Raw genomic sequence first — 14,194 nt, forward strand, 5'->3', positions numbered from 1 at the left:
CCGCCCGGCAAGAAGACGCCGCGGCTGCGCTCGAAGCGTTACCCTAGGGAGTGGCCGGCAGCGCGCCCTCGAGTTCGAGCAGCCGCTTCTTCAGGGGTAGACCGCCCCCGAAACCGCACAACCCGCCGTCGCCACCGATAACGCGATGGCACGGCACCACGAAGGGCAGCGGGTTCGCCCCCACCGCCTGGCCCACCGCCCGCGCCGCCCCCGGCCGCCCCACGCGCTCGGCGACCCACCGGTAGCTCCTCGTCTCGCCGCGCGGTATCTCCATCAGCGCCCGCCAGACCGCCTGCTGGAACGGCGTCCCGCCCGTCAGATCGAGCGGCAGGTCGAACGATACCGCCTCGCCGCTAGCATAACGCCGCAACAGCTCTCCCCACCGGCGCGACTCGTCGCTGTCGACAGGTCCGTCGGCGCCGAGCAGGCGCATCCCTTCCTCGACCCCCACAGCGTCGTCCTGCGGGCCCATCACGCCACACAGTCCCTGCCCGCCGAACGCGAGACCCAGCCAGCCCAGCTCCGTTTGACAAATGGAGTACTTCATCGCTCACCCCCCAGGCGCAGAATACGCCGCAGCAACCGCGATCGCAACTCCGCCCACAGCGTTTCCAGCCTTGCTCCCTCCTCCGTCGTCACAGGCTTCCTCCCGAAGCGCGCGCGCTCGTACGTTTGGAGCAGGAACGGCAGATCGCCCACCTCCGGCAGCCCGGCCTGCAGGTCGCGCACGTACTCCCGCGGCGTCTGCGTGGCCCTGCGGGGAAGGCCCGCCCAGGAAGCCAGACGCAGCGTCTTCTCCCATACCCGCTCCGGCGGGCTGAGCTCCGATAGGCCCCGGTTCCAGGCGTAGGCCAGGCCCGCCGCCGATCCGCCCGTAAGGAGTGCAATGCCCATCACCACCCCGAGGACGACCCAGAAGGTGGTGTCGTCGCTTTCCGAAACGGAAGTGGGCGTGAAGGGATGTGCGGGTGGCGCCCGTTCCTGCTGCGCATTGAAGTACTCCAGTCCCAGCAGCCCTTCCAGCGACGGCTGCTCCTTGGGGAGCATCGACATTTCCTCGTCGAGGCGGGCCACCCGCGGCTGCACGGGCGCGGGACTGAACTCGATCCAGCCCAGGCCAGGGAAGTAGACCTCCGGCCAAGCGAACGCGTCGGCGGCGTGGACGCGATAGATGTCGGTTGTCGGGTCGTCGTCCGGCCGCAGTGTGAAGCCCGCCGCCAGCCGCGAGGGAATGCCGACGCTGCGCAGCATCACGACCATCGCCGATGCGTGGTAGAGGGCGTGGCCGCGCTTCTGCTCGAAGAGAAAGTACTCGACGGCGTCCTCGTCCGCGGGAGGGCTCTCGGAGGTAAACTCGTGCGGGTAATCGCGCAGATACTCCTCAACAGCGCGGGCCTTGTCGTAGGCGTTGTCGTGGCCGGAGGTCAAAGCGCGCGCCAGCTCGCCAATCGGTTCCGGCAGGTCGTCAGGCAGTTGCAGATAGCGCTCCTCCACCCAGTCGGGATAGTCGTCACCGGCGCGGCGCAAGGCGCCTACGGACGCGGTCGACACCAGGCCGGTGGCCACGTAGGAGGTCCCCGCAGTGATCGTCCCCTCAGGCTTCAGCGCCGTCACGTCTGAGGGATCGCCGCCGTACTCCGCCTTTGCGGGGATGTCCTGCACCGCCAGCGGCTCGCCGAACGCAAGGAACACGGGCAGTTCCACCTCCGTCGTCACCTTCACGGGGACCGCCTGGCGGTGAGTATCCGTTGCCTGCTCGAGCGTTCGGGCGATCAATTCCAGGCGTTCGTCGAGCGGCTGGTCTTCTCGCTCCGCCATCTCCCACCCGCTCGACGTGTAAACCTCGTACACCAGGCCGCGCAGGAAGCCGTAGCGCGACGACTCCACGGTCATGAGGCTGCCCCGTCCCTTGCCTATGTACGTCCGGAACGGCAGGAACGATTCAAAGCGATGGGTCGGCGGCCCCTTCTTCCCCTCGACGGCGGCGAAGACGCGGCTCAGCCCCGCCACTTTGTTCGCCAGCGGCTGCGTCCACGGCTCCCACAGCGGCTCGAACGCCGCCGTCTTGTCTGCGAGCGGCATGAGCCAGGCGGCGCCGATCAGGAGGAGCGAGGCCCAGAGCGCCCCGTGCAGCGAAGAGAAGTGAAGATAGCGTGGATAGGGGACCCCCCGCCGCTTCCAGTCGCGCATCTTCCCCTGGAAGTGCATCCGCATGACCAGCAGGACCGCGCCGACGAGGTAGACGACGAAGGCGGGACTGAATTGCCCCGGAAGATAGCTGATGTTGAAGAGAAGCGCGATACCTCCCGGCACGAGGCCGACCCAGGGGCTGCGCCAGCGGAAGATGCTCCACGACGATACGTACGCGGCGATCCCGGTAAGGGTCACGACGATGAGGATGAAGGGAAAGTTATCGTTATTGATCCCGCCCAGGGTGAGGGCGTCGATCCAGGCGTCCATGCGCCGCACCATCTCATCCGCCCGTTCCCGAAAGCCTCCTTCCGGCAGCGCGGCCAGCACCTGCCGTAGAATCGCCGCGCTCCCGAGGATGACCGCCAACAGGTGCGCGACGAGCTCCGGCAGTCGCGTTCGGGCGAGGAAGAAGGCGAGCAGCAGGCCGAACGCGGCGATGGGGTAGAGGGAGGGCATATCGTCGACCCACTCAGCGCTGTCGATAGACCCGACGACGCTCAAGAAGACGATCATGACGATCGCCAGCGTGAGCCAGTCCTCCCATGAAAAGAACCAGCCGAGGAACCGGCCCGTCCGGCTCCTCCGGCCGCCATCGCCTTCGCTGGGACTATCGCTGGCTTCTCGCATTGCCCACTCCCGCGCTCATCCTGCCGCCGGTCTCGCTGCCAGAGGTCAAGGCGGTAAGAAGGTCGTCCGAGCGCTTGATCATGAACGTGTGGATGTCGGCGGCGGCCAGCGCGCCGAAGACGACGAGGGAATCGGGGGCGTCGCCGAAGGTGCTCGCCTCAAGCAGCACGCACGCCAGTCTCCCTCCTCTTTCGCCCATCGCCTTGAGGACGGCGACCCAGTCCTCCTGCGCGGAGGGCGTGATCGTCAGCACTGTTGTCTGGCGGCCGAAGCGCTTGCCTTCTTTGGGAAGCAGCTCCGCCAGCGGCACGTCGCCGGCCGCCTTCATGACCGCAAGCGATTCCAGTATGCGGACGTGGTGGTGGAGCCCCCGCTCCGGCTCGATGACGGTGAGCTTCCCGTCGAAGGCGATGAGCCCGACAGAGCGGTTGGCGCGGAAGAAGTAGCGCGCCACGGAGGCGGCGATGCGTATGACGTACTCCTCCGTGCTTTGCTCTCCCTTGCCGGCGTGCGCCTTCTTCTCCATGTCCAGCACGAGCCAGACATCGCTGGCGGGGTCCATCTCGAACAGCTTCACCATGAGATCGCCCGTCCTTGCCGTGCTCGGCCAGTGGATACGGCTGAAGCTGTCGCCGAACTCGTACGCGCGGATGCCGGCGGCGTTCGGCGTCACGTGATGTGTGGCGCGCCGCAACCGCTTCTCGCCCGTGAGCTGTGCGGGCGGAAGGTAGAAGCTCGTGAGGTCGAGCGCCTTCGGGTAGACGAGGATGCTTCGCGAGTGCCCGAAGCTGCGCGTGAGGCGGAACACGCCGAAGGGGTCGCCGCTGCTCACGGTCACGGGGCCGAGGGTGAAGACGCCGCGCCGCTCGCATCTCGTCGTCACCTTCCATGAGCGCGTCTCCCCGCGCCTGAGCCCGAGCACCCGGCCCGCGACGTGACCCGGCAGGTCCGAGGGGTCGTCCACCTCCAGCCACAGCTTGCCCAGAAAGTTGCGGTTACGGACGAAGAGCCGCTCCTCAAACGCCTGGCCCTGCTCCAGCCGGTCGACCCTACGTTCTGCCTCGGCGCTGACGCCCCACATGTTGACGCGCGCCCAAAGGTAGCACAGCGGTATCGCGGCGGCGATGACGTAGGCGAGGCGCGACGGCAGCCAGAATCCGGTCGCGAACGCCGAGACGAGGGAGGCTACGAGGATCACGATCAGCACGGTCAGCGACCGGTAGCGGCGGAAGACCAGGGTGAAAGCGGCAGACAGCGGCTTCATGGGTCGAAAACTAGCGGCCGTAGCCGCCGCGGGCGCGCGCTCCCGGCACGGGCACGCGCGTCATGCAGGCGGCGATGACGTCGCCGGGGGCGACGTTCTTGACACGAGCGGTGGGACTCACGATCACCCGGTGAGCGAGCGTGGGAACGGTAAGCTCTTTCACGTCGTCGGGCAGGACGTAGTCGCGGCCGCGGAGGAGGGCGAGGGCCTGCGAGGCGTGGAACAGCGCCAGCGAGCCTCGCGGCGAAGCGCCCAGGTAGACCGCCTCATGCTTTCGGGTCTCGTTGACGAGCGCGACGATGTACTGCTTGATGAGCGCATCAACGTACACTTCCGTCGCCGCCTGCTGGACTTCGAGGATCTCATCGGCGTCGGTTACTTGCTCCAGCGTCTCGATGGGATGTGAGCGCTGCTGCTGTTCCATGATCGTTATTTCATCGCTGTGCGACGGATAGCCGAGATGCACGCGGACGAGAAAGCGGTCGAGCTGGGCCTCCGGCAGGGGAAACGTGCCTTCGTATTCCACGGGGTTCTGCGTCGCCATCACCAGGAAGGGCCGCGGCAGCGGGCGCGTTACGCCTTCGACGGTGATCTGTCGCTCCTCCATCGCTTCCAGGAGCGCGGACTGCGTTTTCGGGGTCGCGCGGTTGATCTCGTCGGCGAGGACCACCTGGGCCACGATAGGGCCGGGCCGGAACTCGAAATCGCCGGTCTTCTGGTTGTAGACGGAGACGCCGGTGACGTCGCTGGGCAGGACGTCGGGAGTGAACTGAATGCGCTTGAAGGAGCAGCCGGTGGAGCGAGCGAGGCTGCGGGCGAGCATCGTCTTGCCGACGCCGGGCACGTCTTCGATGAGGGCGTGGCCGCGGCAGATGAGGGCGATGACAACGAGCTCGATCTCGCTGCGTTTCCCGATAATGACCTTCTCGACATTGTTGATAATGCGGTCGGCGATGTGTTTGGGGTCGTCGTTCACGTTCTCCCCTTTCTACTTGACCTCATTATATCAACCGATCGGGGTGGCGTCAGTCAACTTGACGATAAGTCACTGGCGGTCGGCTGCTCCCATTGTTCCCGATGCGCCCTATCCGGCGCTTGACGCCTTCGCTACGTTTTCCTTTCGGTTTCGTTGCGCTTTGGCGGGCGGGGGCCTGTCAACGGACATGGAAACGGATAAACGGATGGCTGAAGCGACGTCCGGCCGCAAGCATCGCGGGGCCTCACCGCTCCCAAGCGTTTGCCACAACCGTCGAATGCTGCTAGAGTTTATGTCTCCTACCTTTGCTCAGGGACGAGAAAGCGTGGACGGCAGAAAGCCCGATATCAACTACCGGATCGAGCAGTTCCCGCTCTACGAGGAACGTCAGACCCACTTCTATCTCCACCGCACCGAAGCGGCCGTCATCGAAGTGGTCGGGCGGGCAGGGGAGCGCGGCGCCAACCGCCGCCGCCTGCTCGACGTCGGGTGCGGGCTCGGCACGCAGGCGGCGAAACTCTGGCTCCGAGGCTGGGAGCCGCACGGCATGGACGCCTCCGACTCCATGCTCAGGTTGGGGCAGTACCGCTACCGCGTCGTGCACAAGACGGTGCGCGCCGTCCGCGCCATCGCCGAGAACCTCCCCTATCGTGACGCCACGTTCGACGCCGTCATGTGCCAGGGGGCGATGGACCACTTCGCCGATCCCTATGCGTTCGTCGAGGAAGCCGCGCGCGTCCTCAAGCCCGGCGGCCGCCTGATTATCGCCCTCGCCAACTACGAGAGCCTGTCCTGCCGCATCGGCCTGACAGTGAACCGCATGATGGGCTACATAGGCGTGACGACTCCGCCTAGGTACCGCTTCTGGACCATACCGGAAGACCACACCTTCAGAGGGAGCTACGCTTTTCTGAAGCGGCTCGCGCGCGGCCGGCTACGGCTGCTGAGGATGAAGGGCGCGTCGATGTTCCTCTTCCTGCCGCCGTGGCGCGGCTTTCTCGAAATGCTGCCGTTCGCCGCCGCTTCCGCCGTCTTCCGCGTCGTCGACCGCATTGCCTGGACGTTTCCCACCACTGCCGACGTCGTAATAGGAGTGTGGCAGAAGGAAGAGGTCAGCGAGAGAGCGCGCTGGCGAGAAGCTCTGGCTGAGTGGAAGAGACGAAGTAGCGCCGTGCCTTCTTATCTCGAGCGACGGTAATCTCCACTCCCCGCGGCGCCCCCAGCATGCTGTAGGCGCGCCTTCCGCCCCACGATAGCCGGATGCCCCAGCCGCCGAACAGCAACGGGTTGTACTTCTTGACCTCGCACGCCTGTATCGATCCCAGCGGCAGCGACTGCCCGAGCACGCCGAAGCCGAACTTCACCCTGTCGTCGTCGACCACCGTCTTCAACCGGCGGAACGTGAGCGTCGCCAGCGCAAGGACGACGACGCCCGCCAGCCGCGGCCCGCGCGTCGTGAGCCACGCCTTCCGCCCCGTCCGTCCGCCCGGCAGCGGCGCCATGAGTCCCGCCAGCAGGCCCACCATTCCACCCATGATCGCCGCCCACATGTATCGCGGCATCGTTACCGTCTCTTCGAAGCGGTATCCAGCGGCCATATTGCGCCTCCTATCGCTCCAGTGACGCCCTGCGGGCCTCATCATGATACACCACTCCGCGATCGGCCCACGGGGCGTCGCCGCGCCGCCTGTGCTATGATCTGAGGAAAGGCGGGGCCCGCAAATGGACAGAGAGCGGTTCCTGGGACTGGTCGAGCAGGCGCTCCTCGCCCTCCCCGAGCAGTTCCGCGACAAGCTGTCGAACATCGACATCCAGGTGGAGGACTACCCCTCGGCCGACGACCTGCGGGCAGCGAGAGCGCGCGGCAGAACGCTCCTCGGGCTCTACCGGGGCGTGCCGCTCACCCGGCGCGGCGTCAGCTACAACCTCGTCCCTCCCGACCGCATCGTCATCTTCCAGCGCCCCATCGAGAGGGTTTCGGGGAGCGACGAAGAAGTGGTCGAGCGCGTGGGGCGCGTCGTGCGGCACGAGATCGCGCACCACTTCGGGATCGACGACGAGAGCCTGCGCCGCATGGGCGTGTACTGAGGTGGACATCGATGACGATGCGTGACGAGGAAGCGGTCGACTCGTTCGAGGACGAGGCGGGAGAGCGCTGGGAGCTCGACCCCACCGACCCCGATCACCCCGACTTCGACCTCTCGGAGGCGGCGCCCTATTACGATTGGGAGCGTCCGCGCGGTTTCCTGCCCCTGCGCCGGTGGGTGGTGCTGCTGGTGACCGCGCTCGTGCTGCTCGCGCTCATCTGGCCCGCCTGCGCCCGCATCTTTGACTGATTCGCGTGGCTCAGAGAGCTGGGGACACTACTCCGCGACACTCCCCTGATGCCGGTGGATTTACCGGGTTCAGTCAAGGACCTCCGCATCACTCTCGTGGCAGTCGCTTGACTCGTACGTGTACTCCGCAAGATTGTCGCCGTAGGTAATATCGGCACCAACTATAGACGTAAACGCAACGGCAGCCAGAGCCGCCCCGATCGCGGCCAAGCCCAGCAGACTCAGGCGCCTGCCCAGCGTAAGAAGCGACTCTCTCATTCCCGGATGCTCCCTTCGCTAGAGGCTGGCCCGCCAGCCAAGGTGGGGGTCGGCGGAAAAGGTACGAAGGTGGGTTCGACGTAGGGAGGACACCTGTCGAAATTGGGCGGTGGGAGGTTGGAATCGGACAGATCTACGCTGACATTTCCAAGTGGAGTTAGTCGCTCTATCGCCCTTTCCACTCTTTCTGCGGAGCCACCGACCGCAATCATGGAGTCGCCTGTCCAGATGCGTACTCCGTGTTCATCCCGAAGCACCTTTGCCCCCCCGCGGAACTCGGACAAGTCATCTCGGGACATTCCAAGCTTCTCGGGAGGCGTGAAACAAAGGGGTTCTACTATGACCTGCAGAGGAGGTGGGCAGCCTTCGTTTCCGGGCTTAATAATGCACTGCCCATATACAAAGTACACCGAATTCATGGTAGGAGAGCCGCGGTCGGGGGTGGCCCAATGGATCCTCAGGTTCAGTGAATCGAAGCTCTCGCCCAGCCACCAGAGGGGGAATTCCTTGAAGTCACGCGCTTCCTGTAGCTTTTCGGGCGCTACTGGCGTGCCGGGAAGGGCCTGCTCCCCGACGGCGGATGGAGGCTCGAAGCTCTCGCCGCCGCGGTCATAAAGCAGCAGGAATGCAAGCATGCCTGCTGCCCCGAGCAGGGGAGCCAGCAGCCAGAGCCCCCACTTGCCAACCCTTTTTATTGTCTATCTCCTCTCATAGCGGAAATATCATCCGCTACGATACTCCGAAAACGCGGCTTGTCAAGCCTTGTATGACAAGTGAGGGGACGAAAGTATAATACTCTATACTTCCTTGAGCTTCCAGGCGCCGGCGTTGAAGCGGCGCCAGATAAGCGCGCCGCGCGCGTTCTGCTCCGCCACCGCGCCCAGCCACGCCCCCGGCGCCCCTAGCCCGAGCACGTGCGCGAACAGAAAAGCGGCCGGGATCCGCACCGTCCACGCTGTCACCGTCAGCACCGCGAGGACGTAGCGCACGTCGCCGGCGCCGCGCAGCGCGCCCGAAAGCGCCGTCCCCACGCCCATCATCGGGAACGCCAGGGCGAAGACCCGCAGGCAGTTCGCGCCGATGTCGACCACCTCCGGGTCGTCGACGAAGACGCGGACGATCCAGGGCGCGAAGAGCGCGACCACCGCCCCGAGCGTGACCATCGTCAGCACCGTCCAGTTGCGGGCCACCCTTCCCGCCCGTTCCGCCAGGCCGGGGAGGCGCGCGCCCAGGAACTGCCCCACCATCGCGGTGCCCGCCGTGCCGAGCGCGAACCCCGGCACCTGCGCGATCTCCAGCGCCCGCAGCTAATACGTGTAAGGCGGGATATAGCCCCAGCGGTTGAACGCGGCATCGCCGCTGTGGTCAGAGCTCGCGCCGCAGGTGTTGTAGGTCCCTATTGTGTGACCGCGAGTGCCCAGCTTGTGGGTGGTGAAAGCGGAGGTGCTGTAATACACCGGATTGCTGATGTAGCCGGAGGCCAGGCACACGGTGTTGTACAGGGTGGTGCTGCCGGTGGAAGAGCCGTTCTTAATGTGCAGCTTGAGGCCTATCGGCACCCCGTAGTAGCTCATCCAGTTAATGTATTGAAAGACCGTTGAACTCCCGCTGCGATAGTGGGTGAACATGTAGTTCCACCCGTCTTTCAGCGCCTGCTGGCTCATTATATAGTCGGAGCTCAACGGGCCACAGAAGCCGCTGTTCGAGCAGCTCTTGACCTTGTTGTACCACTTCGTGCCGTCGCCGGACGGCATGTTTTGATCCGACTGCGTGCCGAAGACCGTATTGCAGCTGGAGAAGCTGCCGGACAAGGATGTGTCCCAACACACCTTATAGTAATTGGCCCCACCTACGGCTGACCGCGTCAGCCGATTCTTGTAGTTGTAGCTGCCCAGGTAGACGAAGCTGGAGGTTATGCTGGATGGCGCGGGGGGTGGTGCCGTAGTGGCCGTAACCCAGAATGACGTGCTCTCTCCCCAACCGGCGTTGCCTACCGAGGCTATTCGAAAGTTGTATGTTGTACCCGGCGTCAACCCGGAGAACGTGTAAGGGGAGGAAATCCCCGATATCTGGGTCCAACTTGAGAGACTCGTCGATCGATATCCATTAAACGAAGTTTGGCCGGAGGCCCCGGAAAAGCCGACCTGTACGGAAGTAGGAGTCACGGACAGCACGGACAGACTCGTGGGTGGTTGAGGACGCCCTACGAATTCGGCCTCGGCGGTTGTCATCTCATCGAAGGTGGCCGCGCCGAGTGGCGTGCATTGCTGACTGAAAGCGCTGCACATCAGACCGGCCACATCGGCATTGGCCAAGAAGTGATCGTGGCCCAATTCGTGGCGCATCAAGCGAGAATAGAAGAGAACCCCGTCGATATACTCGGGATAAGTGGGGTTCATCAACTGCTCATCAAAGTCGTCTGTGTTCCAGATCAGGACACGCACGTTCAGGTCCGGGAAGGTGTGCAGCATTGCCAGCGGATACCCGCCGCCGTAGTCCTCCATGCTCAGACAGTGTTGACTGTCGAAATAACAGTAGGTCGTGCTCTCTTCTCCAGCGTCGAAAACCAGATCTACTTGAGCTGGGTTCGACGGCTCCCACCTCACCCCGTCAGCTAGGTACGAGTTTATCTGCCAGGATTGGGCCCTTTCATTCCAGTGCTCGATGGCGTTCTGCTGATACCCGTACATGTGAATGTAGAGCCTGCTCTCATTGTAGCCCCAGACTTCGGCTGCATTGACTGGCCGCGGAACGTCTCGGCCGAGAATTGCAGCAGCCGATGCGCCAGTGGGGGACAAGAGTGGCAGTGTCCCAAGGGAGATTAGTAGCAGCAGGCTGGCTGTCCGCAGTCTCATGGTGTGGCCGTCCCTTCCGCCGTCGCAGTCGGGGTGACCGGCACAGGTGTACTCATTCGTTCGGAGACAAGAGGGGGAGGTGTTCCCACGAATATCATGGTCGGTCGTGGCGGCGGGGGTGGTTGCTTCTCCATCCACTCTGGGACCCAGTCAGGAAATGGTTTGGCCGCAGTCAGCACCATGCATCGACCGTTAGGCAGGCTGTAGTATCTGGATATCCCTTTGTCGAAGACGCGGCCTCCGTGCGCCACCGCTTCCTCCGGGAACACTTCGACGGCGCCGCCGCCGGGAACCGTGCAGTTCCCGTACTCCCACCCCGGATGAACGATTCGCGGCGAATTCACAGTCCTCGGTCCCAACTCTTCAGACCGAGGTGACGCCGGCGCCTCGGGAGCGAGTGCGTCTTCATTTCCCCTGGCTTCTAACCCCCAGAAGCCGATGCCCAGTAGTCCGCCCCAGAGCAGTGTCAGAGCCATAAGTTTGGCGCCCGGTCTTCTCATGGCAAGACTCCCTTCTGTCGCTCGGTTTCTGCCAAACAGGATTGTCGCGCTACGCCGGTATTCGATCCTCACAGCTAGGTAGCTTGTACGTCGCGTCAGATCGGATGTCAAGCCTTGTATGACAAGTGAGGGGACGAAAGTATAATACTCTATACTTCCTTGAGCTTCCAGGCGCCGGCGTTGAAGCGGCGCCAGATAAGCGCGCCGCGCGCGTTCTGCTCCGCCACCGCGCCCAGCCACGCCCCCGGCGCCCCTAGCCCGAGCACGTGCGCGAACAGAAAAGCGGCCGGGATCCGCACCGTCCACGCTGTCACCGTCAGCACCGCGAGGACGTAGCGCACGTCGCCGGCGCCGCGCAGCGCGCCCGAAAGCGCCGTCCCCACGCCCATCATCGGGAACGCCAGGGCGAAGACCCGCAGGCAGTTCGCGCCGATATCGACCACCTCCGGGTCGTCGACGAAGACGCGGACGATCCAGGGCGCGAAGAGCGCGACCACCGCCCCGAGCGTGACCATCGTCAGCACCGTCCAGTTGCGGGCCACCCTTCCCGCCCGTTCCGCCAGGCCGGGGAGGCGCGCCCCCAGGAACTGCCCCACCATCGCGGTGCCCGCCGTGCCGAGCGCAAACCCCGGCACCTGCGCGATCTCCAGCGCCCGCAGCGATATCGTGTGCGCGGCGGCGGCGGCCGTCCCCAGGCCGGTGATGATTCGGGAGTAGACGAGGAACGCGAGCATGAACTGCAACTCCTCGAGTCCGACGGGAATGCCGATGTTCAGAAGACGCTTGATCTCCCGCGCGCCGAACCGGAGCGCCTGCGTCGGGCGGAAGCGCAGCGGCCCGTATCCGCGGATGATGACGGCCAGCGCAAGCACGCCGCCGGTGAAGCCCGCGCTCGCGAAGCCGGCGCCCGCGGCCACGACGCCGAGCTGCGGCAACCCCAGGAAGCCGCTGATCAGCAGGAAGGCGACGACGGCGTTTACCGTGTTCGCGATGACGAGGATGATCATGGGGGTGCGCGTATTGCCCACGCCCCGCAGGCAGCCGCTCGCCGCCGACATGAGGACGGAAAAGGGCATCCCCAGCGAGCTGACGAGTATGTAGTCGACGCCCGCGTTCAGCACGCCCGGTCGCGCTGCCATGAGCCGCATCAGCAGCCCCGCCATCGGCATGAGGAAGGCGATGACGGCGAGTCCCCAGAGGACCGCGAACGCGACCGTCGCGCGCACCGAGCGCTCCAGCTCGTCGAACGCCCGCGCGCCCGTGTCCCGCGCGACGACGACTGTGGCGCCGACGTTAACGGCCCACGCGCCCGACATCGGCAGCCAGAAGAGCAGCCCGGCGATCCCCACCGCGGCGACGCCGTCGGAGCCGACGAAGCGGCCGACGAGCACGGCGTCGACGATGTTGATCACCGTCATCGACAGCCGCTCGGCGACGAGGGGAATCGAGAGGCGGAAGAGGGTGCCGCGCAGCCGCTCCTCGCGCAGGTCTATGCCTACTGCCGGCGGCGCCGCTTCCGCGAATCCGTCCTCAACGGTCAATGGAGGGTCCTTTCTGCGGTTCCATCATTGTACCTGCTGGCGCGTCAGCGGACACGCTCCCGCGGGCGCAACGCGGCCCTGACCCACGTGCCACCGCTCTCGCCTTCGCCAGGCCTACCGCGCGAGGGAGAGTCTCCCTCTGAACTCCGCCGGGGACTTCGCTGTTGACGCTCACGCCGGCTTGTGTGCATGTTTAGCGCGAGTCCTTGCGCTTCGAGGGAGCGGAACACGATGGCATTCGCGGGCAGAAAGACGGCGCTGTCGGAGCGGAGACCGGCGGGCGCGTACGGATGGGTGATCGTCGGCGTAGCCTTTGTCGCCGCCCTCACCGAGGTCTCCTTCTACAACCCCGTGCTCGGCGTCTTCGTGCGTCCGCTCCAGGAGGAGTTCGGCTGGGACCGGCTCACCGTTTCCCTCGCCGTCACCATGGGCAACGTCGGCGGCGCTCTCGTCTCCCCGCTGGCCGGCGCCTTCCTCGACCGCCGCGGCGCGCGCCTGCCGATAAGCGGCGGCGCCCTTGTGATGGGCGGCTCGCTTATCGCCATCGCCTTCACGCAGGCCCTCGGCTGGTTCTACATCTTCTACTTCCTCGGCCGGGCGACGGCCATCGGCGTAATCGATTTGGCGGTCGCGGTCGCCGTGTCGAACTGGTTCATCCGCAGGCGCGGCGTCGCCATGGGGATCGCACTTCTCGGCAACCGCGCCGGCATGGCGCTGCTGCCTCTGCTGGTGCAGCTTGTCGTTGTCTGGGCGGGATGGCGCCAGGCCTGGTTCGCACTCGGCATACTGGTGCTGTCCCTTACCGTGCTGCCGGCGCTCCGTTATCTGCGAAGGCGCCCTGAAGACATCGGCCTCCTGCCCGACGGCGACCCGCGGGAAACCGTCGCGCCTGAGGTGCCCGCGCTCGCGCCCGAAAACGATTGGACGCTGCCCCAGGCGGTGCGGACGCCCGCGTTCTGGTTCGTGACCCTCGCCACCTCGAACGTCTTCCTCATCAGCGGCGCCGTGAACCTGCACCAGATGCCCCATCTCGAAGACAAGGGGCTCAGCGCGACTCTAGCGGTGGGCGTCGTGGCCGTCTTCGCCGTGTTCGGCGGCGTGGGCGGGCTGATCGCGGGCATGCTGCGCGACCGGATCGGGAGCCGCTGGACGATGGCGCTCAGCCTCATAACCTCGGCTTCGGGGATCGTTCTGCTCATCCACGCCACGAACCCCTTCCTGGCCTACTTCTACGGCGTATGGTACGGCCTGTCTTTCGGGGTGATGGTGACGATGATGGGAGTCATCCACGCCGACTACTTCGGGCGCACTGCCCTGGGGAGGATCCGGGGCTTTGTGGCGCCGGTGAACATCGCCTTTAACGCCGCCGGCCCGCCTCTTGCCGGATGGGCGTTCGATGTCTCGGGCAGCTACGCCCCCGTCTTCTGGGCATTCGCGGCGCTGCTGCTCCTCGCCTTTCTCTGGATGGTCCTCGCCTCGCCGCCGAAGGCGCGCCCCTCTGTCGCGTCCGTTTGACAACAATCCGGCGGCGAGATGATAATCTGCCTGATTCCGCCGATAAGAGGGCGGTGTTTGGCCGGGGGCATCAGAGTCCCCGGGCGAAAGCTCCTCAGTTTGAATAGAGATGCGAGGCATTTGAGATCG

The 14,194-nt window shown here is 65.3% G+C and carries 14 protein-coding genes; 4 read left to right on the forward strand and 10 right to left on the reverse strand.

Going from position 1 to position 14,194, the window contains the following annotated elements; all coding sequences use genetic code 11:
* Window positions 1–43: 43 nt before the first annotated feature.
* From QME71_02240 to QME71_02255, 4 genes are read right to left on the reverse strand one after another with little or no spacing between them, the layout of a single operon-like run.
* Complete coding sequence (locus QME71_02240; protein ID MDI6857117.1) at window positions 44–547, reverse strand: methylated-DNA--[protein]-cysteine S-methyltransferase; 504 nt, start codon at window positions 545–547, stop codon at window positions 44–46.
* On the reverse strand, window positions 544–2,820 hold the full coding sequence (locus QME71_02245) for a transglutaminase domain-containing protein (GenBank protein MDI6857118.1): 2,277 nt from the start codon (window positions 2,818–2,820) through the stop codon (window positions 544–546). Before QME71_02245 ends, QME71_02240 begins: the two co-directional genes overlap by 4 nt.
* On the reverse strand, window positions 2,801–4,084 hold the full coding sequence (locus QME71_02250; GenBank protein MDI6857119.1) for a DUF58 domain-containing protein: 1,284 nt from the start codon (window positions 4,082–4,084) through the stop codon (window positions 2,801–2,803). Before QME71_02250 ends, QME71_02245 begins: the two co-directional genes overlap by 20 nt.
* Before the next feature lie 10 nt (window positions 4,085–4,094).
* Window positions 4,095–5,060, reverse strand: a complete 966-nt coding sequence (locus QME71_02255) for a MoxR family ATPase (GenBank protein ID MDI6857120.1) — start codon at window positions 5,058–5,060, stop codon at window positions 4,095–4,097.
* A 325-nt stretch (window positions 5,061–5,385) separates the two neighbouring features.
* Here QME71_02255 and QME71_02260 point away from each other — a divergent pair, with 325 nt between their 5' ends.
* Window positions 5,386–6,258 (forward strand): class I SAM-dependent methyltransferase, encoded by an 873-nt coding sequence (locus QME71_02260; GenBank protein MDI6857121.1) that lies wholly within the window; start codon window positions 5,386–5,388, stop codon window positions 6,256–6,258.
* Here the strand turns inward: QME71_02260 and QME71_02265 are convergent.
* Window positions 6,173–6,658 (reverse strand): hypothetical protein, encoded by a 486-nt coding sequence (locus QME71_02265; protein MDI6857122.1) that lies wholly within the window; start codon window positions 6,656–6,658, stop codon window positions 6,173–6,175. The two genes, QME71_02260 and QME71_02265, sit on opposite strands and share 86 nt — an antisense overlap.
* Before the next feature lie 124 nt (window positions 6,659–6,782).
* Here QME71_02265 and QME71_02270 point away from each other — a divergent pair, with 124 nt between their 5' ends.
* Together QME71_02270 and QME71_02275 are read left to right on the forward strand one after the other, a co-directional pair.
* Window positions 6,783–7,148 (forward strand): metallopeptidase family protein, encoded by a 366-nt coding sequence (locus QME71_02270; protein ID MDI6857123.1) that lies wholly within the window; start codon window positions 6,783–6,785, stop codon window positions 7,146–7,148.
* Window positions 7,149–7,159: 11 nt separating this feature from the next.
* Window positions 7,160–7,396 carry a hypothetical protein gene (locus QME71_02275; protein MDI6857124.1) on the forward strand — a complete coding sequence of 79 codons (237 nt, stop codon included), beginning with the start codon at window positions 7,160–7,162 and terminating at the stop codon, window positions 7,394–7,396.
* Between the two features lie 69 nt (window positions 7,397–7,465).
* Here the strand turns inward: QME71_02275 and QME71_02280 are convergent, their stop codons facing one another.
* From QME71_02280 to QME71_02300, 5 genes are all read right to left on the reverse strand, one after another.
* Window positions 7,466–7,654 carry a hypothetical protein gene (locus QME71_02280; GenBank protein ID MDI6857125.1) on the reverse strand — a complete coding sequence of 63 codons (189 nt, stop codon included), beginning with the start codon at window positions 7,652–7,654 and terminating at the stop codon, window positions 7,466–7,468.
* Window positions 7,651–8,289 (reverse strand): hypothetical protein, encoded by a 639-nt coding sequence (locus QME71_02285; GenBank protein MDI6857126.1) that lies wholly within the window; start codon window positions 8,287–8,289, stop codon window positions 7,651–7,653. The genes QME71_02280 and QME71_02285 overlap by 4 nt, the downstream gene beginning before the upstream one ends.
* 162 nt (window positions 8,290–8,451) lie before the next feature.
* Entirely contained in the window at window positions 8,452–8,946 is a 495-nt protein-coding gene (locus tag QME71_02290) for an MATE family efflux transporter (protein ID MDI6857127.1), read from the reverse strand.
* Window positions 8,947–8,961: 15 nt separating this feature from the next.
* Window positions 8,962–10,344, reverse strand: a complete 1,383-nt coding sequence (locus QME71_02295; protein MDI6857128.1) for a fibronectin type III domain-containing protein — start codon at window positions 10,342–10,344, stop codon at window positions 8,962–8,964.
* An 814-nt stretch (window positions 10,345–11,158) separates the two neighbouring features.
* Window positions 11,159–12,550 carry an MATE family efflux transporter gene (locus QME71_02300; GenBank protein MDI6857129.1) on the reverse strand — a complete coding sequence of 464 codons (1,392 nt, stop codon included), beginning with the start codon at window positions 12,548–12,550 and terminating at the stop codon, window positions 11,159–11,161.
* A gap of 231 nt (window positions 12,551–12,781) precedes the next feature.
* On the opposite strand from QME71_02300, the gene QME71_02305 reads away from it, so the two are divergent.
* On the forward strand, window positions 12,782–14,065 hold the full coding sequence (locus tag QME71_02305) for an MFS transporter (protein MDI6857130.1): 1,284 nt from the start codon (window positions 12,782–12,784) through the stop codon (window positions 14,063–14,065).
* The last annotated feature ends 129 nt before the right edge of the window (window positions 14,066–14,194 follow it).

Source organism: Dehalococcoidia bacterium (assembly GCA_030018455.1).
GTDB lineage: Bacteria > Chloroflexota > Dehalococcoidia > DSTF01 > JALHUB01 > JASEFU01.